This is a genomic window from Agrobacterium sp. 5Ca39 (assembly GCF_055382365.1).
Genome location: NZ_AP026436.1, coordinates 284,861 through 311,069 on the forward strand (window position 1 = coordinate 284,861; position 26,209 = coordinate 311,069).

Sequence of the window (26,209 nt, forward strand, 5' to 3'; positions counted from 1 at the left end):
AAGTCCGCGACACTCTTTTGCAACAGATTAAAGTCCTTATCCCATGCCCGATCTTCTGCTTGAACTTCGCTCCGAGGAAATCCCTGCCCGCATGCAGCGCAAGGCGGCGGGCGATCTGAAGAAACTCGTCACCGATGCCTTGGTGGAGAGAGGGCTGACCTATGAAGGTGCGCGCGAATATTGGACACCGCGTCGCCTGACGCTGGATATTCGCGGCCTCAACGCCCGCTCGGCCGATGTGCGTGAGGAAAAGAAGGGTCCGCGCACCGATGCCAATGAAAAGGCCATCGAAGGCTTTCTGCGTGGCGCAGGCCTCAACGATATCTCGGAAGCGCAGGTTGTTTCCGATCCGAAGAAGGGTGATTTCTACATCGCCATCATCAACAAGCCGGGCCGTCCGGCGGAAGAGATCATCGCCGAGGTGATGCCCGGCATCATCCGCTCTTTCCCCTGGCCGAAATCCATGCGCTCCGGCCCCGCTTCGATGCCGAAAGGCTCCAGCTATGCCGGTATCGAAGGCAAAGGTTCGGAAAGCCTGCGTTGGGTGCGGCCGCTGCAATCCATTGTCTGCCTGTTCGGCCCCGAACACGATGAAACGCAGGTCATCCCGTTTGCCATCGATGGTATCGTTGCCGGCAACGTTACCTATGGCCATCGTTTCCATGCGCCGGGTCCGATCACCGTGCGCCGTTTCGAGGATTATGTCTCGAGCCTCGAAAAGGCGAAGGTCATTCTCGATGCCGAGCGCCGCAAGGACATCATCCTGCACGACGCCAAGGACCTCGCTTTCGCCAACGGGCTCGACCTTGTGGAAGACGAAGGCCTGCTGGAAGAAGTTTCCGGCCTGGTCGAATGGCCGCAGGTGCTGATGGGCACTTTCGAAGAGGACTATCTGCAAATCCCCGCAGAAATCATCCGCCTCACCATCAAGACCAACCAGAAGTGTTTCGTCACCCGCAACCAGGGTGCGGAAGAGGGCCTTTCCAACCGCTTCATCCTTGTCTCGAACATCGAAGCGAGTGATGGCGGCAAGGAAATCATCCACGGCAATGGCAAGGTCGTGCGCGCGCGCCTGTCGGATGCCCGCCATTTCTGGACCCGTGACCAGGGTGATCTGCCCGATCTTGAGACGTTGAAGGACTCGGCTGCAAAATTCAGCCTCGATCTTAAAAAGCCCCTCGACCAGCGCATGGCGAAGCTCGATGCGCTCAACGTCACCTTTCACGCCAAGCTCGGCACGCAGGGCGAGCGCGTATCCCGCATCCGCGAACTGGCGAAGACGCTGGCCCCGATCGTCGGCGCCGATGCCGCGCTGGTGGACCGCGCCGTTGTGCTGGCCAAGGCCGACCTGCGCACCGAAGCCGTCGGCGAATTCCCCGAGCTTCAGGGCTTGATGGGCCGCAAATATGCGGCGCTTCAGGGCGAAAACGAAAGCGTTGCGGCCGCCATCGAAGATCACTACAAGCCGCAGGGTCCTTCCGACCGCCTGCCGGCTGACAAGGTGGCGATCACGGTCGCTCTCGCTGACAAACTCGACACCCTCGCCGGCTTCTGGGCCATCGATGAGAAGCCCACCGGCTCGAAGGACCCCTTCGCGCTGCGCCGTGCGGCGCTGGGTGTGGTGCGTATTCTGCTTGAGAAGAACGTGCGGCTGCCACTGCTGAGCGTTGCCAAGGATCCGGACCTTCTCTCCTTCTTCCACGACCGTCTGAAGGTCTATCTCCGCGATCTCGGCGCGCGTTACGATCTGATCGACGCCGTCCTGACGCCGGAATCCGACGACCTGCTGATGATCGCCCGCCGTGTCGAAGCGCTCACCGCCTTCATCACCGGTGAGGATGGCCGTAACCTTCTGGCAGGCGCCAAGCGCGCCACCCAGCTTCTGGCCGCGGAGGAGAAGAAGGGGACTGTGGTGGCGGATGGCGTTTCGGAAGAGTTGTTGAAGCTCGATGCCGAAAAGGCGCTTTATGCGGCGATCAAGACCGCGTCTGCCGATGCCGCGAAGGCTGTTGCCGGCGAAGATTTCCGCTCTGCCATGCAGGCGCTTTCGACGCTTCGCGCGCCTGTCGATAAATTCTTCGAGGATGTGCTCGTCAACGATGAGGACGCGGCCATTCGTGCAAATCGTCTGGCGCTGCTGAAGGCTATTCGCGAAGCGACTGGTACGGTTGCGGATTTCTCGAAGATTACGGGGTGATGGGGTTGGGGCAGCCGTACATGTCAGTGTGCGCGGTTCACCCCCCCTCTGTCCGACCGGACATCTCCCCTCAAGGGGGGAGATCGACCTGTGGCGAGCTCTCAGCCACATTGAACGTTTCGGGAAGAGCGGGGAGCATTCCTCTCGCCGATCTCCCCCCTTGAGGGGGAGATGCCCGGCAGGGCAGAGGGGGGTAAGCCACAGCCTCAACTCCCGCAGGATAACCTCCCATTGACCCACCCCACCTCCAAAATCCTCATCAGCGCCTGCCTCCTCGGCCAACCTGTCCGTTACGACGGCAGAGGCAAACCCTTCGCCCACCCGGCGATAGACCGCTGGCGAAGCGAGGGTAGGCTGGTGACGATCTGTCCTGAGATGGCGGGCGGTATGCCCGTGCCGCGCCCGCCGGCGGAAATCGAAGATGGTGCCTCCGGTCTCGATGTGCTGGAGGGCCGCGCCCGCGTGCTGGAGGTGACCGGCGGCGATGTCACGGCGCAATTCATTGCCGGCGCAGAAAGAGCGCTGGCCTTTGCGAGGGCCAATGCCTGCACATACGCGCTTCTGATCGATGGCAGCCCGTCCTGTGGGTCGGTTGCCATCTATGACGGTTCGTTTTCTGGCGTCAAACATGCGGGCAATGGGGTGACGGCGGCGCTGCTCGAAAAAGCCGGTATTGCCGTTTTTTCACCTGCCGATATCGACCGGCTGGATGTGCTGACCCGTTAAAAGAAAAGCGCCGGAGTTCCCCGGCGCCTTTGTTCATCGATAGTCTTGCGGCGTATCACCCCGCCATGCGCAGCTCATGCGCCATGGCATGAAGCTGGTGACCGGACGACACGCGGAAGCCGCGGATGAGGTTCAGCAGTTCCTCTGTGTCCACGGCAAGCGCTTCCGCTGAAGCCGTGGTTTCTTCCGCCATTGCCGCATTGTGCTGGGTGGCCACGTCGAGCTGGTTGAGCGATGAGGAGATCGAGCGCAGCGTCGTATCCTGCTCGGCTGCCGAGTGGGCGATCTTGCTGACGATCTCGTTAGCGGATTTGATCTGGTCCGAGATACGCTTCAGTGCATCGCCGGCCTCGCCCACAAGCCGCACGCCATTTTCCACCTGGGCGGAAGAGCGGGCGATCTGGTCCTTGATCTCTTTGGCAGCAGCCGCGGATTTCTGTGCGAGTTCGCGCACTTCCTGCGCTACCACGGCAAAGCCCTTGCCAGCCTCACCCGCGCGAGCAGCTTCGACGCCAGCATTCAGTGCCAGAAGGTTGGTCTGGAAGGCGATATCGTCGATCACGCCGATGATGTTGGAAATCTGGTCGGAAGACTGCTCGATGCCGCTCATCGCCATGATCGCTTCTTCCACCACACGGTCGCTGCGCGTGGCTTCCGAGCTGACGGTGGTGACACGCTTGGCGGCGTCAGCTGCCCCTTCCGCCGTCTGGCGCACCGCGACGGTCAGTTCGTCAAGCGCTGCGGAGGTCTCTTCCAGATTGGCAGCCTGCCGTTCGGTACGCTGCGATAGCTCGTTGGAGGCCTTGCGGATTTCTTCCTTTGAGCCGCCAATGTCGATGCTCTTGGAATTTACCTTGGCCATGGCGGCATCGAGATGGGTCAGGGCCTCGTTGAAATTGTCGCGCAGCGTTGCGTAACGGTTGCCGAGGTCGCCGCAGCGCACGGTCAGATCGCCGCCGGCCAGCTTTTCCAGCGCCTCGCCGATGGTGGCGACCACACGCGCCTGCAATTCTGCCTCGTCGCGCTGCATGTCGAGGTTGTTCTGGCGCTCGGCATTGAGCTGTTGCTGCTGTTCTTCCTCACGGCGCTGCATGGCATGGCGCTCGCGTACCTTGTCCTGAAGCGAGGCAGTAGCCTTCGCCATCATGCCCACTTCGTTGGTGAGGCCAGTATGGGGAATGGCGAGCGAGACGTTTTCATTGGCGACTTCGCCAAGCGCGCGGTGAATATCGCCGAGGGGCTTCGAGATACCACGGATGACATAGAAAGCGGCTGCAAGCGCCAGCACGAAGATCAACGCGCCGATGGATAGCGCCTTCATCACCTCGCCGCGCACCTGTGCGTTCAGATCATCGATGTAAACGCCGGTCACGACCACCACCTGCCAGGGTTCGAAGGCAAGTGCATAGGAGCTCTTGGCGTAGTCATTGCCTTCCATGCCGGGCTTCGGGCCGTAGAAATCCGTCTGGCCGCCGCCATTGCGACCAAGCCGCACCAGCTCGTCACGATAAGCGAAACCCTTGCTGTCAGGCTTGCCCTTGAAGTTCTCGCCGACGCGCTTGGCATCGGGATGGAACTTCATCGTCACATCGTAATCATAACCGAAGAGGTAGCCATCCGGGGTGAAGCGTATGGCGCTGACGGTCGCATAAGCCTGCTTCATGGCCTCGTCGCGCGAAAGGGTGCCGGCCTTTTCCTTGTCGTGGAAGGATTGCAGGATGGAGATGGCCGACTGCACCTGAGTCCGCAGCATACCGTAGCGTTCCTCATAGATCGCGTCGGTGGCGGACTTCAGCTGGTAGAAGGTTGCCACGGCGAAGGCGGCCATCAGGGCCACTACAAGAACGATCAACTGACGGGAAATGGAAAGGTTCTTCATGGGCCCTCACAAGCGTTTGGCCTCGCGCGCCTCGCTTTGCCGCGCGCTGCCGGTGTTTCGGAAAAGGGAGAAGCGCATGATGCGCCGGGAAGGGCCTGAAGAGCGGCATCCGCCCAAGGCCTCATGCTGTGCTGCATTGCACCATGAGATGACTTAGCAGCCAAAAATTTGAAGATATATTTAATTAGTGGAAGCTTTATCACGCCAGCCGGCGGAATAACCCCTCGGGGATTTTTAATTCCCCAAATGGTTGCTGACGACCGTGAAAAATACAGCGCGGACGCGATTGTTTGACATTTGTCATCCAACCCGCAGGTCAGTTGCCGCGCAATTGGAAGTCCGGGAAGTTGGTCGGAGCGGGCAAGGCAGAAGCGCGTGAGGGGGCCGCCGCATCGGTACTCGAAATTTCCTTCGTAGCCGCAGTGGTGGTCGTCATGTCTATGCCGCCGGGCGTCGCAGCGGTTTCCTGCGTATGCGCCGTTGGCTCCACGTCGTCATAGGTGGCGATTGCGGTGCCAGACGCTTCCTTCGGCATCCATGCCGGATTGGTGCTGACAAATGTCACGGGCGCGCCGCCGAGCCATGCTTCCGTGCGCACCAGCGTCTGCCTGCCATCCACTTCCCGCATTTCCGTGTGCTGGGTCCCGGGTTCTATGGAAGGAATGCTGTAAACCTGCGCCGCGGTTTTCTCCTTGATCTGCTGGCAACCCGTGCAGTCGCGACGGATGAAGCTGCCATTGGTGGTATGAACACCGTTGATATATTCGATGGAAGACGCCATGGCAGACCCGCCGGTCAGCACGACAATCGCTGTCAGAAGAAGACGCCGCATCGAAAAAGCCCCCAAATAACGGCGCCGCCTCGTGATCCGGGCAAAGTGCGCCATTCCATGTTCGGGCAAGTATTACCGGCGTTTCGTTTCCATCGGGTCAGCAAACTTGGTAAAAATTGAACGAAATATTCGTTGCCGGCCCGTTTGATCTAAAAATCAGGCCTTTTCGCGCGCCACAGCCTGCCAGCCGATATCGCGCCGGCAAAAGCCGTTTTCCCACTCCACCCTGTCCGCCAGCGCATAGGCGTGGGCCTGCGCCTCGGTAACGGTCTTTCCAAGGGCGGTAACGTTCAGCACGCGGCCACCCGTAGCCACCAGCCTGTCGTCCTTCAACGCAGTCCCGGCATGGAACACCTTCGCTTCTTCGCTCGCTTCAGGAATATGCGCGATCGGCGTGTTCTTGTCGTATGCGCCGGGGTAACCCTTGGAAGCCAGGACGACGGTCAGCGCAGCCTCGTCGCGCCATTCCGCGTCAACCCTGTCCAGTGTGCCAGTGGCCGTGGCGTAGAGGATGGGCAGCAGATCACTTTTCAGGCGCATCATCAGCACCTGGCATTCTGGATCGCCGAAGCGCACGTTGTATTCAATGAGTTCCGGGCCCTTGGCGGTAATCATCAGTCCAGCAAAGAACACGCCGGAGAAGGGATTACCATCTTTCGCCATGCCCGAGATCGTCGGCTCGATGATTTCTTTCATGGTGCGCTCCACCATGGTCGCGGTCATTACGGGGGCGGGCGAATAGGCACCCATGCCGCCCGTATTCGGACCGGTATCACCATCACCGACGCGCTTGTGATCCTGCGCGGTTGCGAGCGCCAGCGCGGTCTTGCCGTCGGAAAGGCAGAAGAAGCTCGCTTCCTCGCCATCGAGGAAGGCCTCCACCACCACTTCGGCGCCGGCCGCGCCGAAAGCGCCGTCGAAGCAGTCGTCAATCGCGGCAAGCGCTTCCGCTTCCGTCATGGCCACGGTCACGCCCTTGCCGGCGGCAAGCCCGTCGGCCTTGATGACGATGGGCGCACCCTGTGCGCGGACGTAGTCCTTGGCCGGCTCTGCGGATTTGAAACGCTGGTAAGCGCCGGTCGGAATATCGTAGCGCGCGCAGAGATCCTTCGTGAAACCCTTGGAACCCTCCAGCTGCGCTGCCGCTTTCGATGGCCCGAAAGTGGCGATGCCGGCGGCACGCAGGTCATCCGCCAGACCGGCGACCAGCGGCGCTTCCGGGCCGATGACGACGAAGTCGATTGCCTTTTCTTTTGCAAAGGCGATGACGGCAGCATGATCTTCCACGTTCAGCTCCACTAGCGTCGCATGGTCGGCGATGCCGGGATTGCCGGGGGCTGCGTAGAGCGCATCAAGCAGGGGAGACTGGGCGATTTTCCACGCCAGCGCATGTTCGCGTCCGCCGGAACCGATCAACAGAACTTTCATGGTCAATACCCCTGCAAAATTCGCCAGTAACCTTGTGTCAGGGGCGTTAAGGGCAGGGGGGCGAAAGGTCAAGACGAATATGTGGCGATTGCCGCGCGTTTAGCCTGCGAATAGAGGCTGCAAATCCCTCCTCCGTCATGCCGGACTTGATCCGGCATCCAGCCACGGCGCGTCTGCGCCGTGAAAGAGTCTTAAGCGATCAAGGACTTGATTGCACTGGACCCCGGATCAAGTCCGGGGTGACTGTGTGCGGATGGTGCCGTTCTGCATCAGAAATCGCTTTTCGAGACGCCGCGGTCACTACGATGAATTGCCTGTCTTTCCCCTGAAGTCAGCCTTTCCTGTGGAATCGTTGTCGCCTCTTGTTGTCACGCCACAATCAGACATTATGGTCGCCGCTCCAGATATGACAGCAGAGACCCATATGACCGCAGACAACGCCCGCCTCGCCACGCTCATCGCCTCCGAAATCAACGCCCGCCCCGATCAGGTAAAGGCCGCGGTGACCCTGCTGGACGAGGGCGCGACCGTTCCCTTCATCGCCAGATACCGCAAGGAAGTGACGGGAGGGCTTGACGATACCCAGCTGCGCACGCTTTCCGAACGCCTTGTCTATCTGCGCGAACTCAATGCCCGTCGCTCTTCCATCGTCGATTCCATCAGCGGGCAGGGAAAGATGACCGATGAGCTGATGGTCAAGATAATGCAGGCGGGCACCAAGGCCGAGCTGGAAGACCTCTACCTGCCCTATAAGCCGAAGCGCCGCACCCGTGCCGAAATCGCCCGCGAAAGGGGTCTTGGCCCGCTTGCCGAAGCCATATGGGAAAACCGCGCCGCCGATCCGGCGAAACTGGCGGAGGCCTATGTGCAGGGCGAGGTGGCCGATGTGAAGGCGGCGCTCGAGGGCGCGCGAGACATCGTGGCTGAAACCATGACGGAAAATGCCGATCTGCTTGGCCGCCTGCGCGATTACATGCGCCAGAACGCCACCTTCCGCGCCAAGGTGGTGGATGGCAAACAGGCGGCCGGCGAGAAGTTTTCCGATTATTTCGACCATTCCGAACGCTGGGCGACGGTGCCGGGCCACCGGGCGCTCGCCATGCTGCGCGGCTGGAACGAGGAAATTCTGACATTGACGATCGATGTCGATGCAGACGATCCCGCACCGGTGAAGCCGGCGCAGCGCACCATCGCCGCCGCCTTCGATATCCGCAATGCTGGCCCCGCCGATCAATGGCTGATGGAGGTCGCCGGCTGGACCTGGCGCGTGAAACTCTCCATGTCGCTATCGCTCGACCTGATGCGCGAGTTGCGTGAGCGGGCGGAAGAAGAGGCGATCAATGTCTTCGCACGGAACCTCAAGGATCTCCTGCTGGCCGCCCCCGCCGGATCGCGCGCCACCATGGGTCTCGATCCGGGCATCCGCACCGGCGTCAAGGTGGCCGTGGTCGATGGCACCGGCAAGCTGCTGGACACCTCGACGGTTTACCCCTTCCAGCCGAAGAACGACGTGCGCGGCGCGCAGGCGGAACTCGCCTTGCTCATTCGCAAGCACAATGTCGAGCTGATCGCCATCGGCAATGGCACCGGCAGCCGCGAGACGGAAAAGCTGGTGGCCGATCTTCTGGCCCAGATGCCGGCTTCCGCTTCAGGTACAAAGCCCACCAAGGTAATCGTGTCGGAGGCGGGCGCATCCGTCTATTCCGCTTCGGAACGGGCGGCGGCTGAATTCCCCAATCTCGACGTTTCGCTACGTGGAGCAGTCTCCATCGCCCGCCGCCTTCAGGACCCGCTGGCGGAACTGGTGAAGATCGAGCCGAAATCTATCGGCGTCGGTCAATACCAGCACGATGTCGATCAGGGCCGCCTCAGCCGCTCGCTCGATGCTGTCGTGGAAGATGCCGTGAATGCCGTCGGCGTAGACCTCAACACGGCCTCGTCGCCGCTTCTGGCGCGGGTTTCCGGTCTCGGTGCCTCGATTGCCGATGCCATCGTTGCCCATCGCGATCAGACCGGTCCATTCGCGAGCCGCAAGGAATTGCTCAAAGTGCCGCGCCTCGGCCAGCGCACCTTCGAACAATGCGCGGGCTTCCTGCGCATTCCAAACGGCAAGGAGCCGCTGGATGCTTCGTCCGTTCACCCGGAAGCCTATGGCGTGGCGAAGAAGATCGTCGCCGCCTGCGGCCGCGATCTGCGCTCGCTGATGGGCGATAGCGCCACCTTGAAGTCGCTGGACCCTAAGAAGTTCATCGATGAGCAGTTCGGCCTGCCGACCGTCAAGGACATCATCGCCGAACTGGAAAAGCCCGGCCGTGACCCGCGCCCGAGCTTCAAGACCGCGACCTTTGCCGAGGGTGTGGACGAGATCACCGATCTGAAACCCGGCATGTTGCTGGAAGGCACCGTTACCAATGTGGCTGCCTTCGGCGCTTTCGTGGATATCGGCGTGCATCAGGACGGGCTGGTGCATGTCTCGCAGCTCGCCGACCGTTTCGTCAAAGACCCGCATGAGGTCGTCAAGGCGGGTGATGTCGTCAAGGTGCGAGTCGTTGAAGTGGATGTGAAGCGCAAGCGCATCGGGCTGACCATGCGTAAGGATGGTGGCGAGGCTGCGCCGCAGCCGATGCGGGAGAGGGGCAATACAAATGCCATGCGCCACGCGACAGCCAAGCCCAAAGATCGCAACGAGGGGTCGCAATCCGGTGGTGCACTGGCAGCTGCCCTGGCTGAAGCCATGAAGCGGCGCTGACCTGCGGTTGAAATGATTTTTCTGAGTAAAGCCCTGCCATACACCTCGGCAGGGCTTTTTGCTTGATGAAATCGTTCAATTTTTTTGAAATAAGACTATCTTGCAACTTATGCCGAAAGGAATACGGTCAGCAAAATTGATAAGTGAGACTTAGCAATTGGGGGTGCCATGGCGTCGTCTCTGCATGTTCTTCTCGAAAAGATAATCAAGAACGGTGATCTGACCGTCAACAGCCCCGGCGGCAGCCGCACATTCGGCAATGGTGCCGGAAAGAAGGTGGTTCTCAACTTCACCGACGAAGCCGCCATGCAGGAGATTGCCGCCGATCCGGCGCTCAAGCTTGCTGAAATGTACATGGAGGGCCGCGTGAAGGTCGCGGAAGGCGACATTTATGATTTTCTGGCGCTGGTCAAAAGCAATACGCTGAGCGAAGCCCTGTCCTTCGGCATGATCTGGCGCGGCATGGCTCGCATCATCGCCGCCCGCATCAAGATGCATCTGCCGGTCAATCACAACAAGAGCAACGTCGCCCACCATTATGATCTGAGCGCAAAGCTGTTTGACCTCTTTCTCGATGAGGACTGGCAATATTCCTGCGCCTATTTCAATCCGCCCGGCATCAGCCTTTATGAGGCGCAGGTCGCGAAAAAGCGGCACATCGCCGCCAAGCTGATGACCGAGCCGGGCCAGAGTGTTCTGGAAATCGGCTCCGGCTGGGGCGGCATGGCCATGTATATCGCCGAGAGCGCCGGAGCCGATGTCACCGGCATCACGCTTAGCGAGGAACAGCTGCGCGTTTCCCGTGACCGAGCCGCAAAACGCGGGCTTGCCGGCAATGTCCGTTTCGAATTGCAGGATTACCGTTATCTTCCGGCTTCAAAGAAATATGACCGCATCGTCTCCGTCGGCATGTTCGAACATGTCGGGCCGACCCATTATCGCGATTATTTTGACAAGGTGGCGGAGGTGCTTGACGATAAGGGCGTGATGGTGCTGCATTCCATCGGCCAGCCGTATCCGGCGCTGGCGACCAACCCCTTCATCGAAAAATATATTTTCCCCGGCGGCTATATCCCCTCGCTTGCCGAAGTGCTGCCGGCCATCGAGAAATCCCGGCTGCTGGTCAAGGATATCGAAATCCTGCCGATGCACTATGCCCACACGCTGCGACACTGGCGCGAGCGTTTCGTGGCGCGCAAGGCGGAAGCGATAGCACTTTATGACGAGCGCTTCTTCCGCATGTGGGAGTTTTATCTGGCGGGGTCGGAAATGGCCTTCACCCACGAGAACTTCCACATCTTCCAGATCCAGATCGCCAAGGACCGCGATGCCGTGCCGCATAATCGCGACTACATTGCGCAGAACGAGGCAAAGCTGCTGGAGTTTGAGAAGACTCGGGCGCCGCTGGAGAAGGTGACATTCTGACGACGGTGTGGGCGGCGAGTGACCGAATTGCGGAGAGTATTGACAAGCGTCTCCGCAATCTCGGCGTCACCCTGGGCTTGTTCCGAGGATCTATCCACGTTGCGTAAAGTCCTTCGGTCGCAGATGCTCGGGACAGGCCCGAGCATGACGAACGAGAGGTTTGGCGCCGTGTCGTGAGCCTCGCGGTGGTGTCTGCTTCTTAACGCACTGGTTAATCGAATGGAAAGACAATCCCTCTAATTCTACGGACACCTGTCTGTATTGCGTTTCTGGGGTTCTTTCATGTTCAAGCCATCAGCGGCAGCCGCCGCCTGTATCCTGTCGCTCTTTGCCGTGGGCAATGCCCATGCAGATGGCTGGTTTTCCGGCGACTGGTATCTGAAACTCGGCGGCGCGGGTTTCACCGCGCCGAAATATCAGGGCGATAACAAGAATGAATTCGGCTTTTCGCCCATCATTTCCCTCGGCCGTCAGGGGCAGGGCGCCCGTTTCACCTCCCGGAACGACAGCGCCTCCATCTCGCTTCTGGATAACGGTCCGCTCAGCATGGGTCTCGCCGGCCGCCTGATCTCTCCACGTGATGAGGGTGATTCTGCCGATCTGAAGGGCATGACGCGTATCAAGCGCGGCGGCGAGCTTGGTGGTTTTGCCGAGGCTTATCCGACCGACTGGCTGCGCGTTCGCGGCGAAGTTCGTCAGGGCATCCGCAGCCACAGCGGCGTGGTCGGCGATGTCGCTGTCGATGCCTTCACCGATATCGCCCCCGGCATCCAGATTTCGGCCGGCCCGCGCGCCACGTGGGTGAGCAGCAAATACAATGAACGTTATTACGGTGTGAGTGCGGCACAGGCGGCCGCCGGCGCGCCATCGCCCTATAGCCCGGGCGGCGGCCTGCATTCGGCCGGTATCGGCGCCGCCATCACCTGGAAAGTCACCGAAAATGCTGAAGTCGGCTCCTTTGCGGAATATCGCCGCCTGACCGGCGATGCCGCGGACAGTTCGCTCGTGCGCGAGCGCGGTTCGAAGAACCAGTTCATCATCGGGGTTCAGGCGAGCTACAAATTCAATTTCTCCCTGCCCTGACACGAGTGGAGATATGCTCCTGAAAAGCCCCGTCGCGAACCGCTGCGGGGCTTTTCTGCGTGTACGGTCGGCTGCTGAAATCCATTCCGATTTTGCGGCTGATGCTGTAGAACCATCCCATGGTTCACCACAGCGATTTGTCAGACCGCGTCTCCGACGCGCCATCCAATAACTGGGTCTATCGGATTTTGCCGAGGCCCCTCTGGCCCTATGCGCAGCTGGCCCGGTGGGATCGACCCATCGGCTGGCAATTGCTGATGTGGCCGTGCTTCTGGTCCGCAGCCCTCGCGGCCAACGCGGCGGTGGCGACCGGCGGCTTTTCCTGGGGCACGCTGATCTGGCACCTAGTGCTGTTCTTCATCGGATCGGTGGCGATGCGCGGCGCGGGCTGCACCTATAATGATCTGGCCGACCACAAGATCGACATGGCAGTGGCGCGCACCCGCTCGCGACCGCTGCCGTCGGGCCGGGTGAGCCGCGGACAGGCCAAGGTCTTCATCGTCCTGCAGGCGCTTGCCGGGCTGGTCGTCCTCCTGCAGTTCAACAGTTTCGCAATCGCAACCGGTATGTTCTCGCTGTTCTTCGTGGCGATCTACCCCTTCGCCAAGCGCTTCACCAACTGGCCGCAATTTTTCCTCGGTCTTGCATTTTCCTGGGGCGCGCTGATGGGCTGGGCGGGGCAGTTCGGATCGATTGCCTGGCCGGCTGTCCTGCTTTATGTCGGCTCCATCGCCTGGACGATCGGTTATGATACAATCTACGCCCACCAGGACAAGGAAGATGACACGGCGGTGGGCATCGGTTCTACCGCCCTCCTGTTTGGAGAAAACACACATCGCTGGCTGGTTTTCCTTTATGGCACAGCCCTTGCCATGATGTTCCTGTCGTTCTGGACGGCGGGTGTTAACGTCATTGCCTATAGCGGACTTGCCGCCGCGGCTCTCATGCTGTTCCGGCAGGTATGGGTGCTTGATATCGATGACGTTGACCAGTGTCTCGTGCTGTTCAAATCCAACAACCGCGTCGGCGTGCTGATTTTCGCAGGGCTCATTCTGCCGCTGCTGCTGGTGTAAGCTGCGGGAATAGCGAATACGAAAAAGCCCGGTCGCGTCATCCGCGCCGGGCTTTTTGTGTTATGAAGAAGATCAGTTGCGGGCGATGATTTCCTTGCCCTCGATCTTCATGCTCATGCCGAGCGAACCGGTGGAACGGCGAACGAGGAAGCGCGGGCGGCGCTCCGCGAAATAGGAATGGCGGCGGCGCGGACGGGTATTCTGGGTGCGCACCTTGCCGAGATGTTCTTCCAGCGGACGGGCGACGCCATCGGCTTCCACCATCAGCATGGGAATGCGGTAGGCCTCGGACCAGCTGCGCCAGTCGGCGGCGATATCGCACAGATCGTGGGCGACGAGAAGCGGAACGCAAAGATCCGGATCGTCGTGATGCAGCTCGAGAGTCACCGTCACCTGCCCGTCACCATGGTCGATGGCGCGGGCGGCAACACCCTTGAAGGCGCGGGCAGGCAGGGCGAAGGACAGAGGCAGGCCGGAAGAGGACAGAACCTTTCTCAGAACGGCGCCCCGTTCATCGAGGGTGACGGCGACATCGGTCGCGCCATTGCCTTTTCCATAGGTGACCTGTTGCGGAAAACGTGCCGGGTCTAACCTGAGAGTGGCGACGGCCCAGTCGGGCTTCAGAACGGTCTTGGTCATGTTTATTCTACCCTTGTTTTACCTGAGAGCCGGTTTCCGGTCTTCTCATCGGGACTTTTCGTCCTCTGATGTCAGGAGAATATCCGCCGCCTGTTCGAGACTGCTTAAAAATCGCGGTTAAGAAAACTTTGCATTCCCAAATGGTTAGCAAAACACACTGTGGCATGGTTTCGCTTGGGTAAAGGAGATCGGGACAATGCGGTTTTTATCCCGGTCGAAATTGTGCTCTTTCAAGCTCCGGGCAAGGCGCGTCCTGCATAGTCGCGTCGGGCCCTGCCGCGCTTCCGGATGGAGGCATGGCAGGGCGGATTCAAAGCGGAGTTTCGACGTTCCACGGGGACGAGCGAGGCTCCAGGGGGCATTCGGATGGTATCGACTTATCTCAGCTACGACCTCATCAACCGCGATATGAAGACAAGCATTTCCCGCGTGTCGCAGCAGGCAATCACCGAGCGTCAGACGAAATATTACAAGGAAAACATCGGCAATGTGAAAAGCGTCGATGAATTCCTCGATAACTATCAGCTCTATTCCTATGCCATGGATGCCTTCGGCCTCGGCGAGATGACCTATGCCAAGGCTTTCATGAAAAAGGTGCTGGAGAGCGACCTGAACGACCAGAACAGCTTCGCCAACAAGCTGACGGACGAGCGGTATCGGGAATTTGCCGCTGCCTTCAATTTCACGGCCTCGACAAAGACGGTTCAGACGGAGGCACAGCTCGACAAGATGATCGGGCTCTACGGGACGTCGATCACCGACATGGATGACAGCCTTGCCGAAGAGACCCGCTATTACAAGGCGATCATCGGCACCGTCACCAACGTTGATCAGCTGCTCCAGAACGACAGGGCCCGCGCCTATATATTTCAGGTCTTCAGCATCGATGAGAAGACCTATACCTATTCCCATATCCGGGGATTGATGACGAGCGACATCGCCGATCCCGACAGCTACCTCAATCAGAAATTTGGCGCTGCCTATAATGACGCGGTCGAAAAGCTGACCATGAAAGGTAATATCGAACTGCACGCGGAGGTCACGGCGCGGATCGCCGCAATCGACACTTCGCTCGCGGGAACGGAACTGACAGACGAGCAGCGCACGGCGCTCGAGGCGGAAAAAGTTACCAGGCAGGACCAGCTGACGCAGCTCGAAGCCGTGCTGCCACCCAAGAGCGAGTGGGAAGCGAAGCTTGCCGCGATCACCGCAGAACAGACGACGCTTTCAAATGCCGTTACCCAATATAACAAGATGGCACAGCTCGCCGCCGCCTTCGAATTCAAAAACGATGGCACCGTTGCCGCCGGCGGGGCGCAGAAAGCTGACAATATCAAGGTGATGACGGATGCCTACATCAGCAGCGCACCGCGCGTGACGCCGACGGTCGCCACGCTGAACCGGGACTATTTCGAATCGAAGATCGGTTCGATCAAGACCGTGGACGAACTGCTCTCGGATACGCGTCTCCTCAACTATATCAAGGTTGCCTTTGACCTTAACGACCTGACGATCGTGACGGCGACGATCGAGAACATCCTGACCAGCGACCTGAACGACCCGAACAATTACATCGCGACTTTCGGCAAGAACGACAAGCGCTACCTCGCCATGAGGAACGCGTTCAATTTCAAGACGGACGGAACACTTGCCGACGGCACGACGCCGCAGACGACGCTGCAGACCGCGACCACGACAAGCGGCTACATGACCCATTACGGCGAAAAGGATGACGCCGCCGACGAGAAGGCGCTGACCTTATTCAAGAGTGACATTAGAAGCGTCACGTCCGTCAAGGATTTCCTCGACAGCAGCGCAGTCTATAATTATGCGCTGAAGGCCGTCGGCCTCGATCCGGCCAAGGTGAATGCGGCGGATATCCGCAAGGTCCTCACCAGCGACCTTCAGGACAAAAAGAGCTACGTCTATACGCTGAAAGACGAGCGATATGTCAAACTGGCGGAGCTTTTCAACTTCGCACCGGACGGAAGCCTGGGCTCCCCGGTGCTGGCACAGTCGGAAATCGAGATGCAGACCATGTCGGCTGACTACATCAAGAAGAAGTCGGCTTTCGGCACTGAGAAAGACAAGGAAACCGCCAAGAAGGAGGCGGAATATTTCACGGGCGAGATGCAGAAGATCAAGACGCTCAAGGATTTTCTGAGCAATGATCGTCTCACGGAATTCGCGATGGAATCGCTTGGCATCGATCCCAAAACTGTGACGAAGGAACAGCTGCAGAAGATGTTCTCGTCGAAACTGGATGATGGCGAAAGCTATCTCAACAAGGAAATGGATCCGGTCTTCCGCCGTCTCGTCACCGCCTTCAACTTCGATTCTGACGGCAATATCCTTCACGAAGACCGCAGCCTGATCCAGACACGGCGCGGTCTCTACGAGACACTGGACAATTATCTAACCCAGACCCTGGAGACGCAGGCGGGCGAAGAGAATGCCGGCGTCCGTCTGGCGCTTTATTTCAAGCGCATCGCGGCAGGCACGACGTCCTATTATTCCATCCTTGCCGATACCGCGATCCAGAGTTTCATCAACACCACCTTCGGCATTCCTGACGAACTCGGCAATGCCCCGGTCGATACGCAGGTGGCGATGATGAAGAAATATTTCGACATCAAGGATTTTCAGGACCCGGAAAAGGTGAAGAAGCTCGTCGCGCGTTTTACCGTCATGTATGACAACGCGCAGAACACCACAGATCCCATCATGATGCTGTTCAATGGCAGCGGCTCTGCGGGAATCAGCGGCGATACGCTGCTGGCGGTAGCGACGCTGCGCGCGCGATAGGCGCGTTCGGACCGGCTTGTCAGCAGGGGGCGCTCCACGATCCGCCGCCGGATTACCAGCCCGGCAGCATATGTCCGGCGCGCAGGCGCGGCATCTTCGGATAGGTCTTCACATCGCTGTCCATCTCGTCGACCACGCTCATTGGTGAGATATTGTCGAGGCAGGCGGTGATATGGTCGGTGATGGCATTCACCAGCGATGGGGAAAGGCCCGGTCGTTTCATCAGGCCGATCTGCACCGGCGGCAGCGGCGGGAAGCCGTCTGCGGCGGTCAGAACCTTCATGCCGGTGCGCAGCGCCGATTCCGGCAGCACCGAAACAGCCATGCCCGCCAGCACGGCGGCGGCAACGACGGTTGAAGACCAGCTGGTAAAAAGCACCTGGTAATCGCGCCCGTCGGCATCGAGCGCCGAACAGGCGAGCTGGCGCCAGTGGCAGTCACGTCGTCCGACGGCGAGGGGCACCGGGGCATCGTCCTTCAGCGGATGGTTGGCGGAAGCGACCCAGCACAGCGGTTCGGTGCGCACCACATCCGACGAGCGGGCCCGCGGATTGTGGGTGACGAGAGCGATATCCAGTTCGCCGCGCGCCATTTTTTCCGCAAGGCTAACCGACGGCTCGCAGACGATGTAAAGCTCGACATTCGGATGAGTCTTCGCGAAACGCCCGATGATCTCGGGCATGTAACGGTCGGCATAGTCATCGGGCGTGCCGATGCGCAGCGTGCCCTCCAGCCGGTTGTCATCGAAGGCGGCGATCGCCTCGTTATTGAGGCGGATGATGCGGCGGGCATAGTTCATCAGCTTTTCGCCTTCCGCCGTAAGGCGGTTGCCCCGCCCGTCCTTGGCGAAGAGCTGTTTGCCGATGCGTTCTTCCAGCCGTCGCATCTGCATCGAGACGGCGGACTGTGTCTTGAAAACGCGGTCTGCGGCCTTGGTGAAGCTGCCCGTATCGACGATGGCGATGAAGGTGTGCAGCTGGTCTATGTCGAGAGGTGCGGACATGGATGGTCATCCATCAGAATGATTGATGTCTTACATTAGAAACATTCGTTGGACTGATCAATAGTCTTGCGACATTTTGACACCAAGCAAATCAATCTCAACCCCGGGGCCGGCGAAACGTCAGGCCCCCAACCCGAGGCAGCTTCTCGCGCGTGGTGCGCCGGGGGCGGTGCCGCATCGTGCCGTTACGAAAGGATAAGTGTCATGCGCACGGCAGAACGGAGAATGGAACTGGAACTTGCAACAGCACGGCCGAACGATACGTTCCGCCGCGTCGCTTTCCGCGTCAAGACCTTCGTGCAGCGCATCTACAATCGTATCGTGGCGAATGGCCTCACCGAGCTGGATGATCGTCTTCTCGCCGATATCGGCCTGGCAAGATCGGACGTCAGCGACGCCCTCAACACGGGCCTGCTGGAAGATCCCACCGCTCATCTGACCCGCGCGGCACGTCGACGGGCCGCAACACGGTTCAAGACCCTTTGAAATAGCGCCATCCGGCAGGCCTCCAGCTGCCGGAGAGGCCCTCCAGCCGAAAGGTTTCCCCGCAGGGTGATTTGCCAATAGCCCTGCCTTTGCCCGGTGTCAGGCCCCCTCGGCCGCACCGGGCTTTTTTTATGTCTGCGATTGGCGCTCTCGCGAAACCCGAAGCGGTTCCGCTGGTTTTAATACTGGTATTCCTCAAACACAGGAAGAACCGAGCCGCCCCAGCGGCCATTGTAAAGCGCCAGCAAGTCTTCGGCGAGTGTCGTTTTCTTCGCCAAAACCTCGTCCAGCGAGGACAGGAATACGGTCTCGTCCTGACCTTCGCCATTCAGCCGGTTGCGGTTTTTCAGTCCGGTGCGGGAAATATCGAGCACTTCGCGCGCGATACCGAGAAGCGGCTTGCCGGCGATTTCGGCATTCAGTCCCTTGGCCGGAACCGCATCACGAAGGGCGATAACCTCGTCGAAGCTCCAGGCCGCCGTCAGTGCGTCGGCAGCGTCCAGCGCTTGCCGATCGTAGAGAAGGCCGACCCAGAAGGCTGGCAGGGCGCATATGCGTCTCCACGGGCCGCCGTCGGCGCCGCGCATTTCCAGAAAACGCTTCAGGCGCACATCGGGGAACAGGGTGGAGAGATGGTTCGTCCAGTCGCCCATGGTCGGTTCCCATGCGGCGATTTCGCCCTTGAGCGCACCATTCATGAACTGACGGAAGGTGACATGGGTGCAATCATGGTATTTGCCGTCGCGCACGATGAAATACATCGGCACGTCGAGCGCCCATTCCACATAGTCCTTGAACCCGAAATCCTCGTTGAAGGTGAAGGGCAAGACGCCCGAGCGGCGATTGTCAGTATCGCGCCAGATATCGCCGCGCCACGAGAGAAGACCGTTCGGCTTGCCCTCCGTAAAGGGCGACGAGGCGAAAAGCGCCGTTGCCAGAGACTGCAGCTTCATGGAAACGCGCATCTTCTGACGCATGTCGGCTTCGGATGAAAAGTCGAGATTAACCTGAATGGTGCAGGTGCGGTACATCATGTCGAGACCCTTGGTCCCGACTTTCGGCATGTAGCGCGTCATGATCGCGTAGCGCGATTTCGGCATGCGTGGCGTTTCGTCAAAGGTCCACAGCGGGCTGCCGCCGATGCCGAGGAAACGGATGCCCATCGGCTCTGCCACTTCGCGCAGCGTCGCCAGATGCTGGTTGGATTCCTTGCAGGTCTGGTGCAGGTTCTCAAGCGGCGCGCCCGAAAGTTCGAACTGCCCGCCCGGTTCGATGGAGATGGCACCCATGCCGTGTTGTTCGCCGAGGCCGATAATGTTTTCACCGTCCATTATCGGGTCCCAGCCGAGCTTCTCCTGCATGCCCTTCAAAAGTGCGGAAATGCTGGCATCGCCGAAATAAGGAACCGGCCGGTTGTCCTCGCGGAAAAAGGCGAATTTTTCGTGCTCGGTGCCGATACGGAAATCGGCTTCAGCTTTGTTACCGCCCGCCAGATAATCGGTAAGCTCCGTAACGGAGGAAAGGGGGGTCTGGTCGGTCGTGTCGCGTGCCATGGCTTACCTTGTTATGACGTCTCTGTTGCGGCGAGGCATATGATTGGCAGATAGGGCCGTATCGTAGCTGGAGGCAAATGAATTTCTTTTAAAGATGCATGAAGAGCAACGGAGCATTCAGTTCCAGTCGCCGACCGTGGCCTGAATGACCGCCAGTGCGGCAACCGCAGCCGTATCTGCCCTCAGAATGCGCGGCCCGAGCGGAATGGGGGTGACGAAGTCGAGGCTGCGCAGAAGCTCCCTTTCTTCCTCCGAGAATCCACCTTCCGGACCGACCAGCAATGCGATTTTGCGTTCCTTCACTGCCTGCAGGATCGGCAGCGGATTTTGCCCCGTATCGCCTTCGTCGCAATAGATGATGCGCCGGTCGTGGGGCCAGGTGTGCAGCATGTCCTTCAGTTTCACCGGCTCGGCCACCTCGGGCAGGGACAGTATGCCGCACTGCTCGGCGGCTTCGATGGCGTTGGCGCGCAATTTTTCGGTGTTGTGAATCTTGCCTTGGACATGCTGTGTCATCACCGGCTGCAACAGGCCGGCCCCCATCTCCACCGCCTTCTGCACCAGGTAATCCATGCGCCCGACTTTCAGCGGCGCGAAAAGATAATGCAGGTCCGCGGGGTTTGGCTGAGGCCGCGTCTGTTCGAGGGGGACGAGCACGATCTTCTTGCGGCTCGGAAAGGCAAGTTGCGCTTTCCACTCGCCGTCGCGACCGTTGAACAGCAGGATTTCCGCACCATCTGTCATGCGCAGCACATTGGCGAGATAGTTGAACTGTTCGGCGGTCGCCTCCAGCGCGACGCCTTCGGCAAGGCTGGCTTCGATATACAGGCGTTGCATCCGGAAATTGGCGCGCATGGGATTTTTCGGCTTTAGAGAAAGAGGAAGGACGTGAACCAGTAGAGCAGCGCCGCGAGCGCTGCACTGGAGGGAACGGTGACCAGCCAGGCGGCGATGATCGTCATGAAGTGGGAGCGGCGGACAAGATATCGGCGGCGTATCTCCGAAGGATTGTCGGCATATTTGTCAGATCGGCGGGGTCGGCCGTCACCAACCTGGACCAGATCCTGCCGCCTGCGGGACGATTGCGTGTACCATTCACGGAAAAAGCCGACGCCGAACACCGCGCCGATCGCCGTATGGGTTGTGCTGACCGGCAGACCAAAACGCGAGGCGACGAGAACGGTGAGCGCAGTTGCCACCGAAACGCAGAAGGCGCGCATCGGGTTGAGCTTGGTGATCTGCTCACCGACGAGGCGGATGAGGCGCGGGCCATAAAGAAGGATACCGCAGGAGAGCCCGAAGGCGCCGACCAGCATCACCCACAGCGGCGCACGTGCAGAGGTGCTCACCGCCTCGTCATGCAGGGCCCGCACGATGGCAACGACAGGGCCAATGGCGTTCGAAACGTCATTAGCCCCATGCGCGAAGGACATCAGGCCGGCGGCGAGAACGAGCGGCCACTGGAACAGGATGCGAAGCGACTGGTTGCGGTTTTCCAGTCCTTCCGACTGCTTGCGGATGATCGGCACGCCAAGCCGCCAGACGACAAGCCCGGTCACCAGCCCAATCAGGCTGGCGTGGCCAAGCGATACATGCATGAGCTGCCGCAACCCGACCCAGATGAGATAAGCCGTAAAAACACCCGCCATCAAACCGATGAGGACCGGCACCCACCGCTGCGCCGCGCCAATCTTGTCCTCACGGTAAATGATGAATTCCTTGATGAAAGCAAGGATGATGATTGCTATGGCGGCGCTGATGAAAGGCGCGAGGACCCATGCGAAGGCGATGCTGCCGAGCGACAGCCAGTCCACTGCTTTTGCTCCGTAGGCGGCCATGCCCGCGCCCGCGACTCCGCCCACGACCGTATGAGTGGTTGAAATCGGTGCTCTGGTCCAGGTCGAGATATTGACGAGAAGGCCGGCGGCGAGAAGCGCAGACAGCATTGCCCAGGAGAAAACGGTTCTGTCGGGAATGGTCTCGATGTTGATGATGCCGCTGGAAATGGTTTCGACGACATTGCCGCCGGTGATCAGCGCCCCCGCAATCTCGCAGATCGCGGCGATGATGAGCGCGACGGCAAGCGGCATCGCCTTGGCGCCGACCGCGGGGCCGACATTGTTCGTCACGTCATTGGCGCCGATATTGATTGCCATATAGGCGCCGATGGCGACGGCGGCGATGATGATGACGGCGCCCGAAGTGCCTACGACAAAAGCACCGGCGAAGACCGCCGCCAGAACGACGAACATGAAGCCGGCGCCAAGGCCCGCAAGCTGCTGTGTGACATGCAGCGTCGCTTCTTCGACACGGGTAATCTTGTCGAGATCCTTGTCGAGCGTCGGCTTCATGTTTGATGGCGGCTTCAATGCCATTCAGACCTCGTTTGCCAGCATTCCCTTTCGTCCGGCAGTGTCGCAGGTTGAAGGCAATTTACAGAAAGACTGTTACATCTCGTACATCTTTCCAAAAGGAAAGACGATAAAAGCCGTGTTGGAAAAACAAACTGCAAATTGCCACACCTGGGGCGGCCGCACTATTTTGAATGCGTCATCCGTTTGTCGAAAGCGAGCATCAGCGCTTTCAGTTCCGGCTCGTTCACCCGCTTGGTCGCCTCCTGGGGGCTGACCCATTCCAGTCGCCTGGATTCCTTTTCAGGAAAGCTATCCTGCATTTCGGAAACTTCGAGCAGATGCACCTGAACCCTGCATGGCACGTTGATGCCACTGTTCAGTTTTTTCTCGTATTCGTAGTAACCGAAGGGGGCCTTTTCCACCGTGCCCTTGACGCCTGCTTCCTCATAGGCTTCCTGCTCGGCTACCGCATGGGCCTTTTTATGCGCCATGGGCCAGCCTTTGGGAATGACCCATCGTCCCGTATCCCTGCTTGTCAGCAGCAGCACTTCAGGCCCCGGATTTTTCTTGGAGAACCGATAGCAGAGCGCCGCATATTGCTGCCGCGGCGGTCTGCGCAACATCAAGCCAACATCTGTCGCCAATCGATTCAAAATCTTCAATCCGAATAGGTCCTTCTTTGCCTGCCTATGATAATTGCTAATATAGATATCCCGTAAATTCCGCCAATCCCCCAACCTCCATAACCCACTACTGTCTTCACGCTGATGAAGCCTGCGGAAAAGATGATGCGGCAGATTTGCGAACAAAGTTTCGACCGGGTGGTTCCCCGGCCGAACAGCCCGATTGCGGTCTCACGGATGCGTCCTTTTTACACCGTTCGCAACCAAAGCATCGATAACGGAACGCTTCAGGCGGGGCGCAGTCCCCAATGGCGCAGGCCTTCAACCACGCCGTCCGCTTCGGACGCGCCCGAGCGGAAATAACGGCTGTCGAGATCAGCCAGCGATACAAGCTCCGGCAGGGCATTGCCGACAATGACGCCACGAATGTCTGTTAACTCGAACATCGCCCGATCATTGCCAGTATCGCCTGCGACCACTGATTCGTCGAGGCCGATACGCAATTGTCCACATAACCATGCGAGCGCCGCGCCCTTGTCGGCGGCCTTCGGTAATATATCCAGATCGCGCCCGCTGGAATAGACGATCCGGGCTTCGATATCGGCCCTGATCAGCGCAGCCTCGATATCGGCCAGTGTCGCTTCACCTGCGTCATGCAGGAACCAGCTGGACTTGAGGCCATGCTGGTAACGCTCCTCCTGCATCGTCACGCCCGGAACAGCGCTCATTACATCGGCAATTTTCTTTGGGTCGAATCCGGTGCCGAGGGAATGTGTGTAGGCGCTCTCCAGGTCGCTGCGCTCCTTGGCATGCAGCATGGTTCCGACCCCGCCGATGATGTAATCGGGCCGGGGCAGCGGCACTTCTTCCAGAAGCGCGAGCTGGTCATCCACCAGCCTGCCGCTGTTGAACACCAGAACCGGACGGCGATCGTCCGGCAATGACTGCCAGAAATCCCGGAACCGCCGCGTGGCGTCATTATCGCCCACGACGGTGCCGTCGAGATCCGTTGAAAAAAGGCGAAGCGGTCTCAATCGCCGTCATTCCATGGTTCGGCCCAGTCGGCTTCCTCGAGGACCGGCATCATGGTCCTGCCTTCCACCACGGCCAGAAGCTGCTGAGCAATCCCGGTCCATGTGAAGAGGCTGCGCGCCTTATGCGCGCCCATGCGGGAGAGGCGCCCATAGAGTCGCTCGTGCTTGAACGGCTTCATCATGGTGATGCCAAGATCCTCCTTGTCGAAGGGATCGGCGAATAACGCATGGCGACCATAGCTGACGGCTCGGAACAATCCGCCGTGAATGGTAACAACGGTCGGTGTGCCGCTTGCCATCGCCTCGATGGCCGTCATGCCGAAGGGCTCGTAGCGGCTGGACAGCACGAAGAGATCGGCCGCGCGATAGATGTCGGGCAGGTCGTCATCCGCGACATAGCCGGAGAATACCACCTTGTCCTCCAGTCCGAGCGATTTCACCCGCTCCTTGAGCTGGTTGAGGATAGTGGTTTCCTGCTCGTCCATGTTCTCGCCACCCACGGCAAGATGCAGGCGGGCCTCCGGCTCGCGCTCGGCAAGAACCGAGAAGCCGTCGATCAGCAGGTCATAGCCCTTGTTGGTAGCAAGTCGTCCGAGCGCCAGCACCACCTTGCCTTCAAATCCGAAACGCTGGCGTATCATCTGCCGTGTCGCATCCGATACCGGGAAAAAGCGGTTGTCGTCATAACCCGGCGGAATCATGTGGATGTGCTTGCGCTTTTGCCCGTAGTCTTCAATGAGGACGTCGAGCTGCACCGGCGTGGTGGCGATCACCATATCGCAGCTGCGGTAGATGATGAGTTCGTGCTGGATGCGTTCCTTGAAATTGAACTCCAGTTCGAACGTATCGGCCTTTTCCGGATAGTCGGTTTCCATCTGGCGTTTTTTCCAGATGCCCAGCGAATGCGGCGTATGCAGATGCGGGATTTTCAGCGCCTCGGAAATCCGCTGACCGGCGACGCCTGCGTCCCAATAATGGCTGTTGATAAAAGAGTAGTTGAGATCGTTTTTCTTGATGAAACGCAGGGCGTTTTCGCACCATTCCATCAGGTGGCGGTGCAGATATTCCTTGGGAATGAAGTCACGCCCGCCGCAGGGAATGCGCACTACGCGGACGCGCTCATCGACCTCGTCGAATTCCGGCTGGTCTTCGAAGCGGCGGGTATAAAGATCGACGGTATAACCGAGTTGGCCGAGTTTGCGTGCAAGCTCAAGCACATAAACCACCTGCCCCCCGGTATCAGCCGCGCCCAGTGGCGGATGCGCGGCGACATAGCCATGCGTCGATATGAGAGCTATCCGCGGATAGCGTTCAGTTTCGCTCGTGGTTGTCATGGGTCCCATCTTGGTAAATTTTTCCAATTAACCCGATAAAAAGACCAAAGAGCACAAAAGGTTCCATCAAAACCTGAATAAAATGGATTGCGTATTTCGCCTGAGGGCGTTTTTAACTATTCCGCTGCTGCTGCCGCAAACGGGAAATCCGGTCCCATTCCCGCGCCTGATGCGCCCTGGATGTCGTCTCAACTATGAAGTCGATGTGGGCCTCTGCAGCCGCCCGTGCCGATGCCGGATCGCCGGCGACGATGGCGTCGTAAATGGCGACATGCTGTCTCAGCACCTCGTCATGGGCGCCTGCGATACTGAAGATGATGTGGCGATTATAAAAGATGTCGTCGCTCAACAGCCGGTAGCAGGAGCGAAGCGTGTGCATAAGGACGATGTTGTGCGCCGCTTCGCCGATGGCGTTGTGAAACTCCACATCCCCCGCCAGTTCCTCTTCGAAGCGGCCTGCCTCGTGCGCATCGCGCATCCGCTCGACAATGGCGGCAAGGTTGCGCCTGTCCGGTTCTGTCGCCCGCTGCGCGGCAAGTTCGGCGGTCATGCCTTCAATATAACGGCGATATTCGAGGAAATCCCGCGTCGCCCGGCTGTGGCGGGTGATCAGCGCGCTCAAGGGATCGGAAAAGACCGCCCCGACAATATCGGCGACATAAGTGCCGCCACCATGCCGGCTCACGAGAAGTCCGCGGGTTTCGAGTTCTTTCAGCGCTTCGCGCAGGATAGGCCGCGAGACGTCGAGTTTCTGCGCCAGTTCCCGCTCGCCGGGCAGCCGGTCGCCATCGCGCAATATGCCGTCGAGTATCAGTTCTTCGAAACGTAAGATCACCTCCTGCGATGTGCGGCTGTGCTCGATGCGCGCAAAAAGCGTTTCGTCCATCGCAGAAGTCCCCGGCGAAATCCGCCCGTGTTTGATATCGTATAAAGTATCAGGCAAGTCTCGCACTGGTCAAATATTCTGTCCAGTTCTCTCGCTCGCT

At 59.5% G+C, this 26,209-nt stretch carries 20 protein-coding genes; 8 read left to right on the forward strand and 12 right to left on the reverse strand.

Annotated features, from left to right (window positions below; translation table 11 throughout):
* Positions 1–43: 43 nt before the first annotated feature.
* Both glyS and ACZ47E_RS01360 read left to right on the forward strand, forming a co-directional pair.
* Positions 44–2,197 (forward strand): glycine--tRNA ligase subunit beta, encoded by a 2,154-nt coding sequence (gene glyS, locus ACZ47E_RS01355; protein ID WP_113380951.1) that lies wholly within the window; start codon positions 44–46, stop codon positions 2,195–2,197.
* A 231-nt stretch (positions 2,198–2,428) separates the two neighbouring features.
* Positions 2,429–2,923: a 2-thiouracil desulfurase family protein gene (locus ACZ47E_RS01360; protein WP_045532689.1), complete on the forward strand. Its 495-nt coding sequence runs from the start codon at positions 2,429–2,431 to the stop codon at positions 2,921–2,923.
* 55 nt (positions 2,924–2,978) lie between these two features.
* Here ACZ47E_RS01360 and ACZ47E_RS01365 read toward each other — a convergent pair whose 3' ends face one another.
* The 3 genes from ACZ47E_RS01365 to purD all read right to left on the reverse strand — a co-directional run bounded on the left by ACZ47E_RS01365 (position 2,979) and on the right by purD (position 7,062).
* Positions 2,979–4,802: a methyl-accepting chemotaxis protein gene (locus ACZ47E_RS01365; RefSeq protein ID WP_045532687.1), complete on the reverse strand. Its 1,824-nt coding sequence runs from the start codon at positions 4,800–4,802 to the stop codon at positions 2,979–2,981.
* Between the two features lie 316 nt (positions 4,803–5,118).
* Complete coding sequence (locus tag ACZ47E_RS01370) at positions 5,119–5,634, reverse strand: plant virulence effector HPE1-like domain-containing protein (protein WP_174150692.1); 516 nt, start codon at positions 5,632–5,634, stop codon at positions 5,119–5,121.
* 156 nt (positions 5,635–5,790) lie between these two features.
* Positions 5,791–7,062: a phosphoribosylamine--glycine ligase gene (gene purD, locus ACZ47E_RS01375; RefSeq protein WP_113380953.1), complete on the reverse strand. Its 1,272-nt coding sequence runs from the start codon at positions 7,060–7,062 to the stop codon at positions 5,791–5,793.
* A 424-nt stretch (positions 7,063–7,486) separates the two neighbouring features.
* On the opposite strand from purD, the gene ACZ47E_RS01380 reads away from it, so the two are divergent.
* The 4 genes from ACZ47E_RS01380 to ubiA all read left to right on the forward strand — a co-directional run bounded on the left by ACZ47E_RS01380 (position 7,487) and on the right by ubiA (position 13,392).
* A complete protein-coding gene (locus tag ACZ47E_RS01380) occupies positions 7,487–9,811 on the forward strand; it encodes a Tex family protein (RefSeq protein ID WP_278067245.1) in 2,325 nt (774 codons plus the stop codon).
* 168 nt (positions 9,812–9,979) lie between these two features.
* Positions 9,980–11,236, forward strand: coding sequence for an SAM-dependent methyltransferase (locus ACZ47E_RS01385; RefSeq protein WP_278067246.1), 1,257 nt, complete (start codon positions 9,980–9,982; stop codon positions 11,234–11,236).
* 282 nt (positions 11,237–11,518) lie between these two features.
* Positions 11,519–12,319 carry a MipA/OmpV family protein gene (locus ACZ47E_RS01390; RefSeq protein ID WP_042936525.1) on the forward strand — a complete coding sequence of 267 codons (801 nt, stop codon included), beginning with the start codon at positions 11,519–11,521 and terminating at the stop codon, positions 12,317–12,319.
* Between the two features lie 119 nt (positions 12,320–12,438).
* On the forward strand, positions 12,439–13,392 hold the full coding sequence (gene ubiA, locus ACZ47E_RS01395; protein WP_006699487.1) for a 4-hydroxybenzoate octaprenyltransferase: 954 nt from the start codon (positions 12,439–12,441) through the stop codon (positions 13,390–13,392).
* A gap of 72 nt (positions 13,393–13,464) precedes the next feature.
* Here ubiA and ACZ47E_RS01400 read toward each other — a convergent pair whose 3' ends face one another.
* On the reverse strand, positions 13,465–14,031 hold the full coding sequence (locus ACZ47E_RS01400) for a DUF6101 family protein (protein ID WP_004440141.1): 567 nt from the start codon (positions 14,029–14,031) through the stop codon (positions 13,465–13,467).
* Positions 14,032–14,397: 366 nt separating this feature from the next.
* On the opposite strand from ACZ47E_RS01400, the gene ACZ47E_RS01405 reads away from it, so the two are divergent.
* Entirely contained in the window at positions 14,398–16,836 is a 2,439-nt protein-coding gene (locus ACZ47E_RS01405) for a DUF1217 domain-containing protein (protein ID WP_022555670.1), read from the forward strand.
* A gap of 52 nt (positions 16,837–16,888) precedes the next feature.
* Here ACZ47E_RS01405 and ACZ47E_RS01410 read toward each other — a convergent pair whose 3' ends face one another.
* Positions 16,889–17,839, reverse strand: a complete 951-nt coding sequence (locus tag ACZ47E_RS01410; RefSeq protein WP_004440144.1) for a LysR substrate-binding domain-containing protein — start codon at positions 17,837–17,839, stop codon at positions 16,889–16,891.
* Between the two features lie 204 nt (positions 17,840–18,043).
* On the opposite strand from ACZ47E_RS01410, the gene ACZ47E_RS01415 reads away from it, so the two are divergent.
* Complete coding sequence (locus ACZ47E_RS01415; protein ID WP_107340502.1) at positions 18,044–18,325, forward strand: YjiS-like domain-containing protein; 282 nt, start codon at positions 18,044–18,046, stop codon at positions 18,323–18,325.
* A gap of 179 nt (positions 18,326–18,504) precedes the next feature.
* On the opposite strand, the gene ACZ47E_RS01420 is transcribed toward ACZ47E_RS01415, so the two are convergent.
* From ACZ47E_RS01420 to ACZ47E_RS01450, 7 genes are all read right to left on the reverse strand, one after another.
* Positions 18,505–19,878 carry a glutamate--cysteine ligase gene (locus ACZ47E_RS01420; RefSeq protein WP_107340503.1) on the reverse strand — a complete coding sequence of 458 codons (1,374 nt, stop codon included), beginning with the start codon at positions 19,876–19,878 and terminating at the stop codon, positions 18,505–18,507.
* A 117-nt stretch (positions 19,879–19,995) separates the two neighbouring features.
* Positions 19,996–20,733, reverse strand: coding sequence for a 16S rRNA (uracil(1498)-N(3))-methyltransferase (locus tag ACZ47E_RS01425; RefSeq protein ID WP_172874019.1), 738 nt, complete (start codon positions 20,731–20,733; stop codon positions 19,996–19,998).
* A gap of 14 nt (positions 20,734–20,747) precedes the next feature.
* The gene (locus ACZ47E_RS01430) at positions 20,748–22,253 is read right to left on the reverse strand and encodes an inorganic phosphate transporter (RefSeq protein ID WP_107340504.1); all 1,506 of its coding nucleotides are present in this window, start codon (positions 22,251–22,253) and stop codon (positions 20,748–20,750) included.
* A 161-nt stretch (positions 22,254–22,414) separates the two neighbouring features.
* On the reverse strand, positions 22,415–22,855 hold the full coding sequence (locus tag ACZ47E_RS01435) for an NUDIX hydrolase (RefSeq protein ID WP_278067494.1): 441 nt from the start codon (positions 22,853–22,855) through the stop codon (positions 22,415–22,417).
* A gap of 287 nt (positions 22,856–23,142) precedes the next feature.
* Positions 23,143–23,889 carry an HAD-IIB family hydrolase gene (locus tag ACZ47E_RS01440; RefSeq protein WP_278067247.1) on the reverse strand — a complete coding sequence of 249 codons (747 nt, stop codon included), beginning with the start codon at positions 23,887–23,889 and terminating at the stop codon, positions 23,143–23,145.
* Positions 23,886–25,232 (reverse strand): glycosyltransferase family 4 protein, encoded by a 1,347-nt coding sequence (locus ACZ47E_RS01445; RefSeq protein ID WP_278067248.1) that lies wholly within the window; start codon positions 25,230–25,232, stop codon positions 23,886–23,888. Before ACZ47E_RS01445 ends, ACZ47E_RS01440 begins: the two co-directional genes overlap by 4 nt.
* A gap of 103 nt (positions 25,233–25,335) precedes the next feature.
* Positions 25,336–26,109, reverse strand: a complete 774-nt coding sequence (locus ACZ47E_RS01450; protein ID WP_278067249.1) for a FadR/GntR family transcriptional regulator — start codon at positions 26,107–26,109, stop codon at positions 25,336–25,338.
* Positions 26,110–26,209 lie beyond the last annotated feature (100 nt).

What these genes read in the sequence shown, in the direction of transcription:
- ACZ47E_RS01370 (WP_174150692.1), bottom strand. Translation starts at nt 5,634, where the DNA reads ATGCGGCGTCTTCTTCTGACAGCGATTGTCGTGCTGACCGGCGGGTCT.
- ubiA (WP_006699487.1), top strand. Translation starts at nt 12,439, where the DNA reads ATGGTTCACCACAGCGATTTGTCAGACCGCGTCTCCGACGCGCCATCC.
- ACZ47E_RS01385 (WP_278067246.1), top strand. Translation starts at nt 9,980, where the DNA reads ATGGCGTCGTCTCTGCATGTTCTTCTCGAAAAGATAATCAAGAACGGT.
- ACZ47E_RS01420 (WP_107340503.1), bottom strand. Translation starts at nt 19,878, where the DNA reads ATGGCACGCGACACGACCGACCAGACCCCCCTTTCCTCCGTTACGGAG.
- ACZ47E_RS01410 (WP_004440144.1), bottom strand. Translation starts at nt 17,839, where the DNA reads ATGTCCGCACCTCTCGACATAGACCAGCTGCACACCTTCATCGCCATC.
- ACZ47E_RS01400 (WP_004440141.1), bottom strand. Translation starts at nt 14,031, where the DNA reads ATGACCAAGACCGTTCTGAAGCCCGACTGGGCCGTCGCCACTCTCAGG.
- ACZ47E_RS01405 (WP_022555670.1), top strand. Translation starts at nt 14,398, where the DNA reads ATGGTATCGACTTATCTCAGCTACGACCTCATCAACCGCGATATGAAG.
- ACZ47E_RS01380 (WP_278067245.1), top strand. Translation starts at nt 7,487, where the DNA reads ATGACCGCAGACAACGCCCGCCTCGCCACGCTCATCGCCTCCGAAATC.
- ACZ47E_RS01445 (WP_278067248.1), bottom strand. Translation starts at nt 25,232, where the DNA reads ATGGGACCCATGACAACCACGAGCGAAACTGAACGCTATCCGCGGATA.
- purD (WP_113380953.1), bottom strand. Translation starts at nt 7,062, where the DNA reads ATGAAAGTTCTGTTGATCGGTTCCGGCGGACGCGAACATGCGCTGGCG.
- ACZ47E_RS01450 (WP_278067249.1), bottom strand. Translation starts at nt 26,109, where the DNA reads ATGGACGAAACGCTTTTTGCGCGCATCGAGCACAGCCGCACATCGCAG.
- ACZ47E_RS01365 (WP_045532687.1), bottom strand. Translation starts at nt 4,802, where the DNA reads ATGAAGAACCTTTCCATTTCCCGTCAGTTGATCGTTCTTGTAGTGGCC.
- glyS (WP_113380951.1), top strand. Translation starts at nt 44, where the DNA reads ATGCCCGATCTTCTGCTTGAACTTCGCTCCGAGGAAATCCCTGCCCGC.
- ACZ47E_RS01425 (WP_172874019.1), bottom strand. Translation starts at nt 20,733, where the DNA reads ATGCGCGCCAATTTCCGGATGCAACGCCTGTATATCGAAGCCAGCCTT.
- ACZ47E_RS01435 (WP_278067494.1), bottom strand. Translation starts at nt 22,855, where the DNA reads ATGTTGCGCAGACCGCCGCGGCAGCAATATGCGGCGCTCTGCTATCGG.
- ACZ47E_RS01430 (WP_107340504.1), bottom strand. Translation starts at nt 22,253, where the DNA reads ATGGCATTGAAGCCGCCATCAAACATGAAGCCGACGCTCGACAAGGAT.
- ACZ47E_RS01415 (WP_107340502.1), top strand. Translation starts at nt 18,044, where the DNA reads ATGCGCACGGCAGAACGGAGAATGGAACTGGAACTTGCAACAGCACGG.
- ACZ47E_RS01390 (WP_042936525.1), top strand. Translation starts at nt 11,519, where the DNA reads ATGTTCAAGCCATCAGCGGCAGCCGCCGCCTGTATCCTGTCGCTCTTT.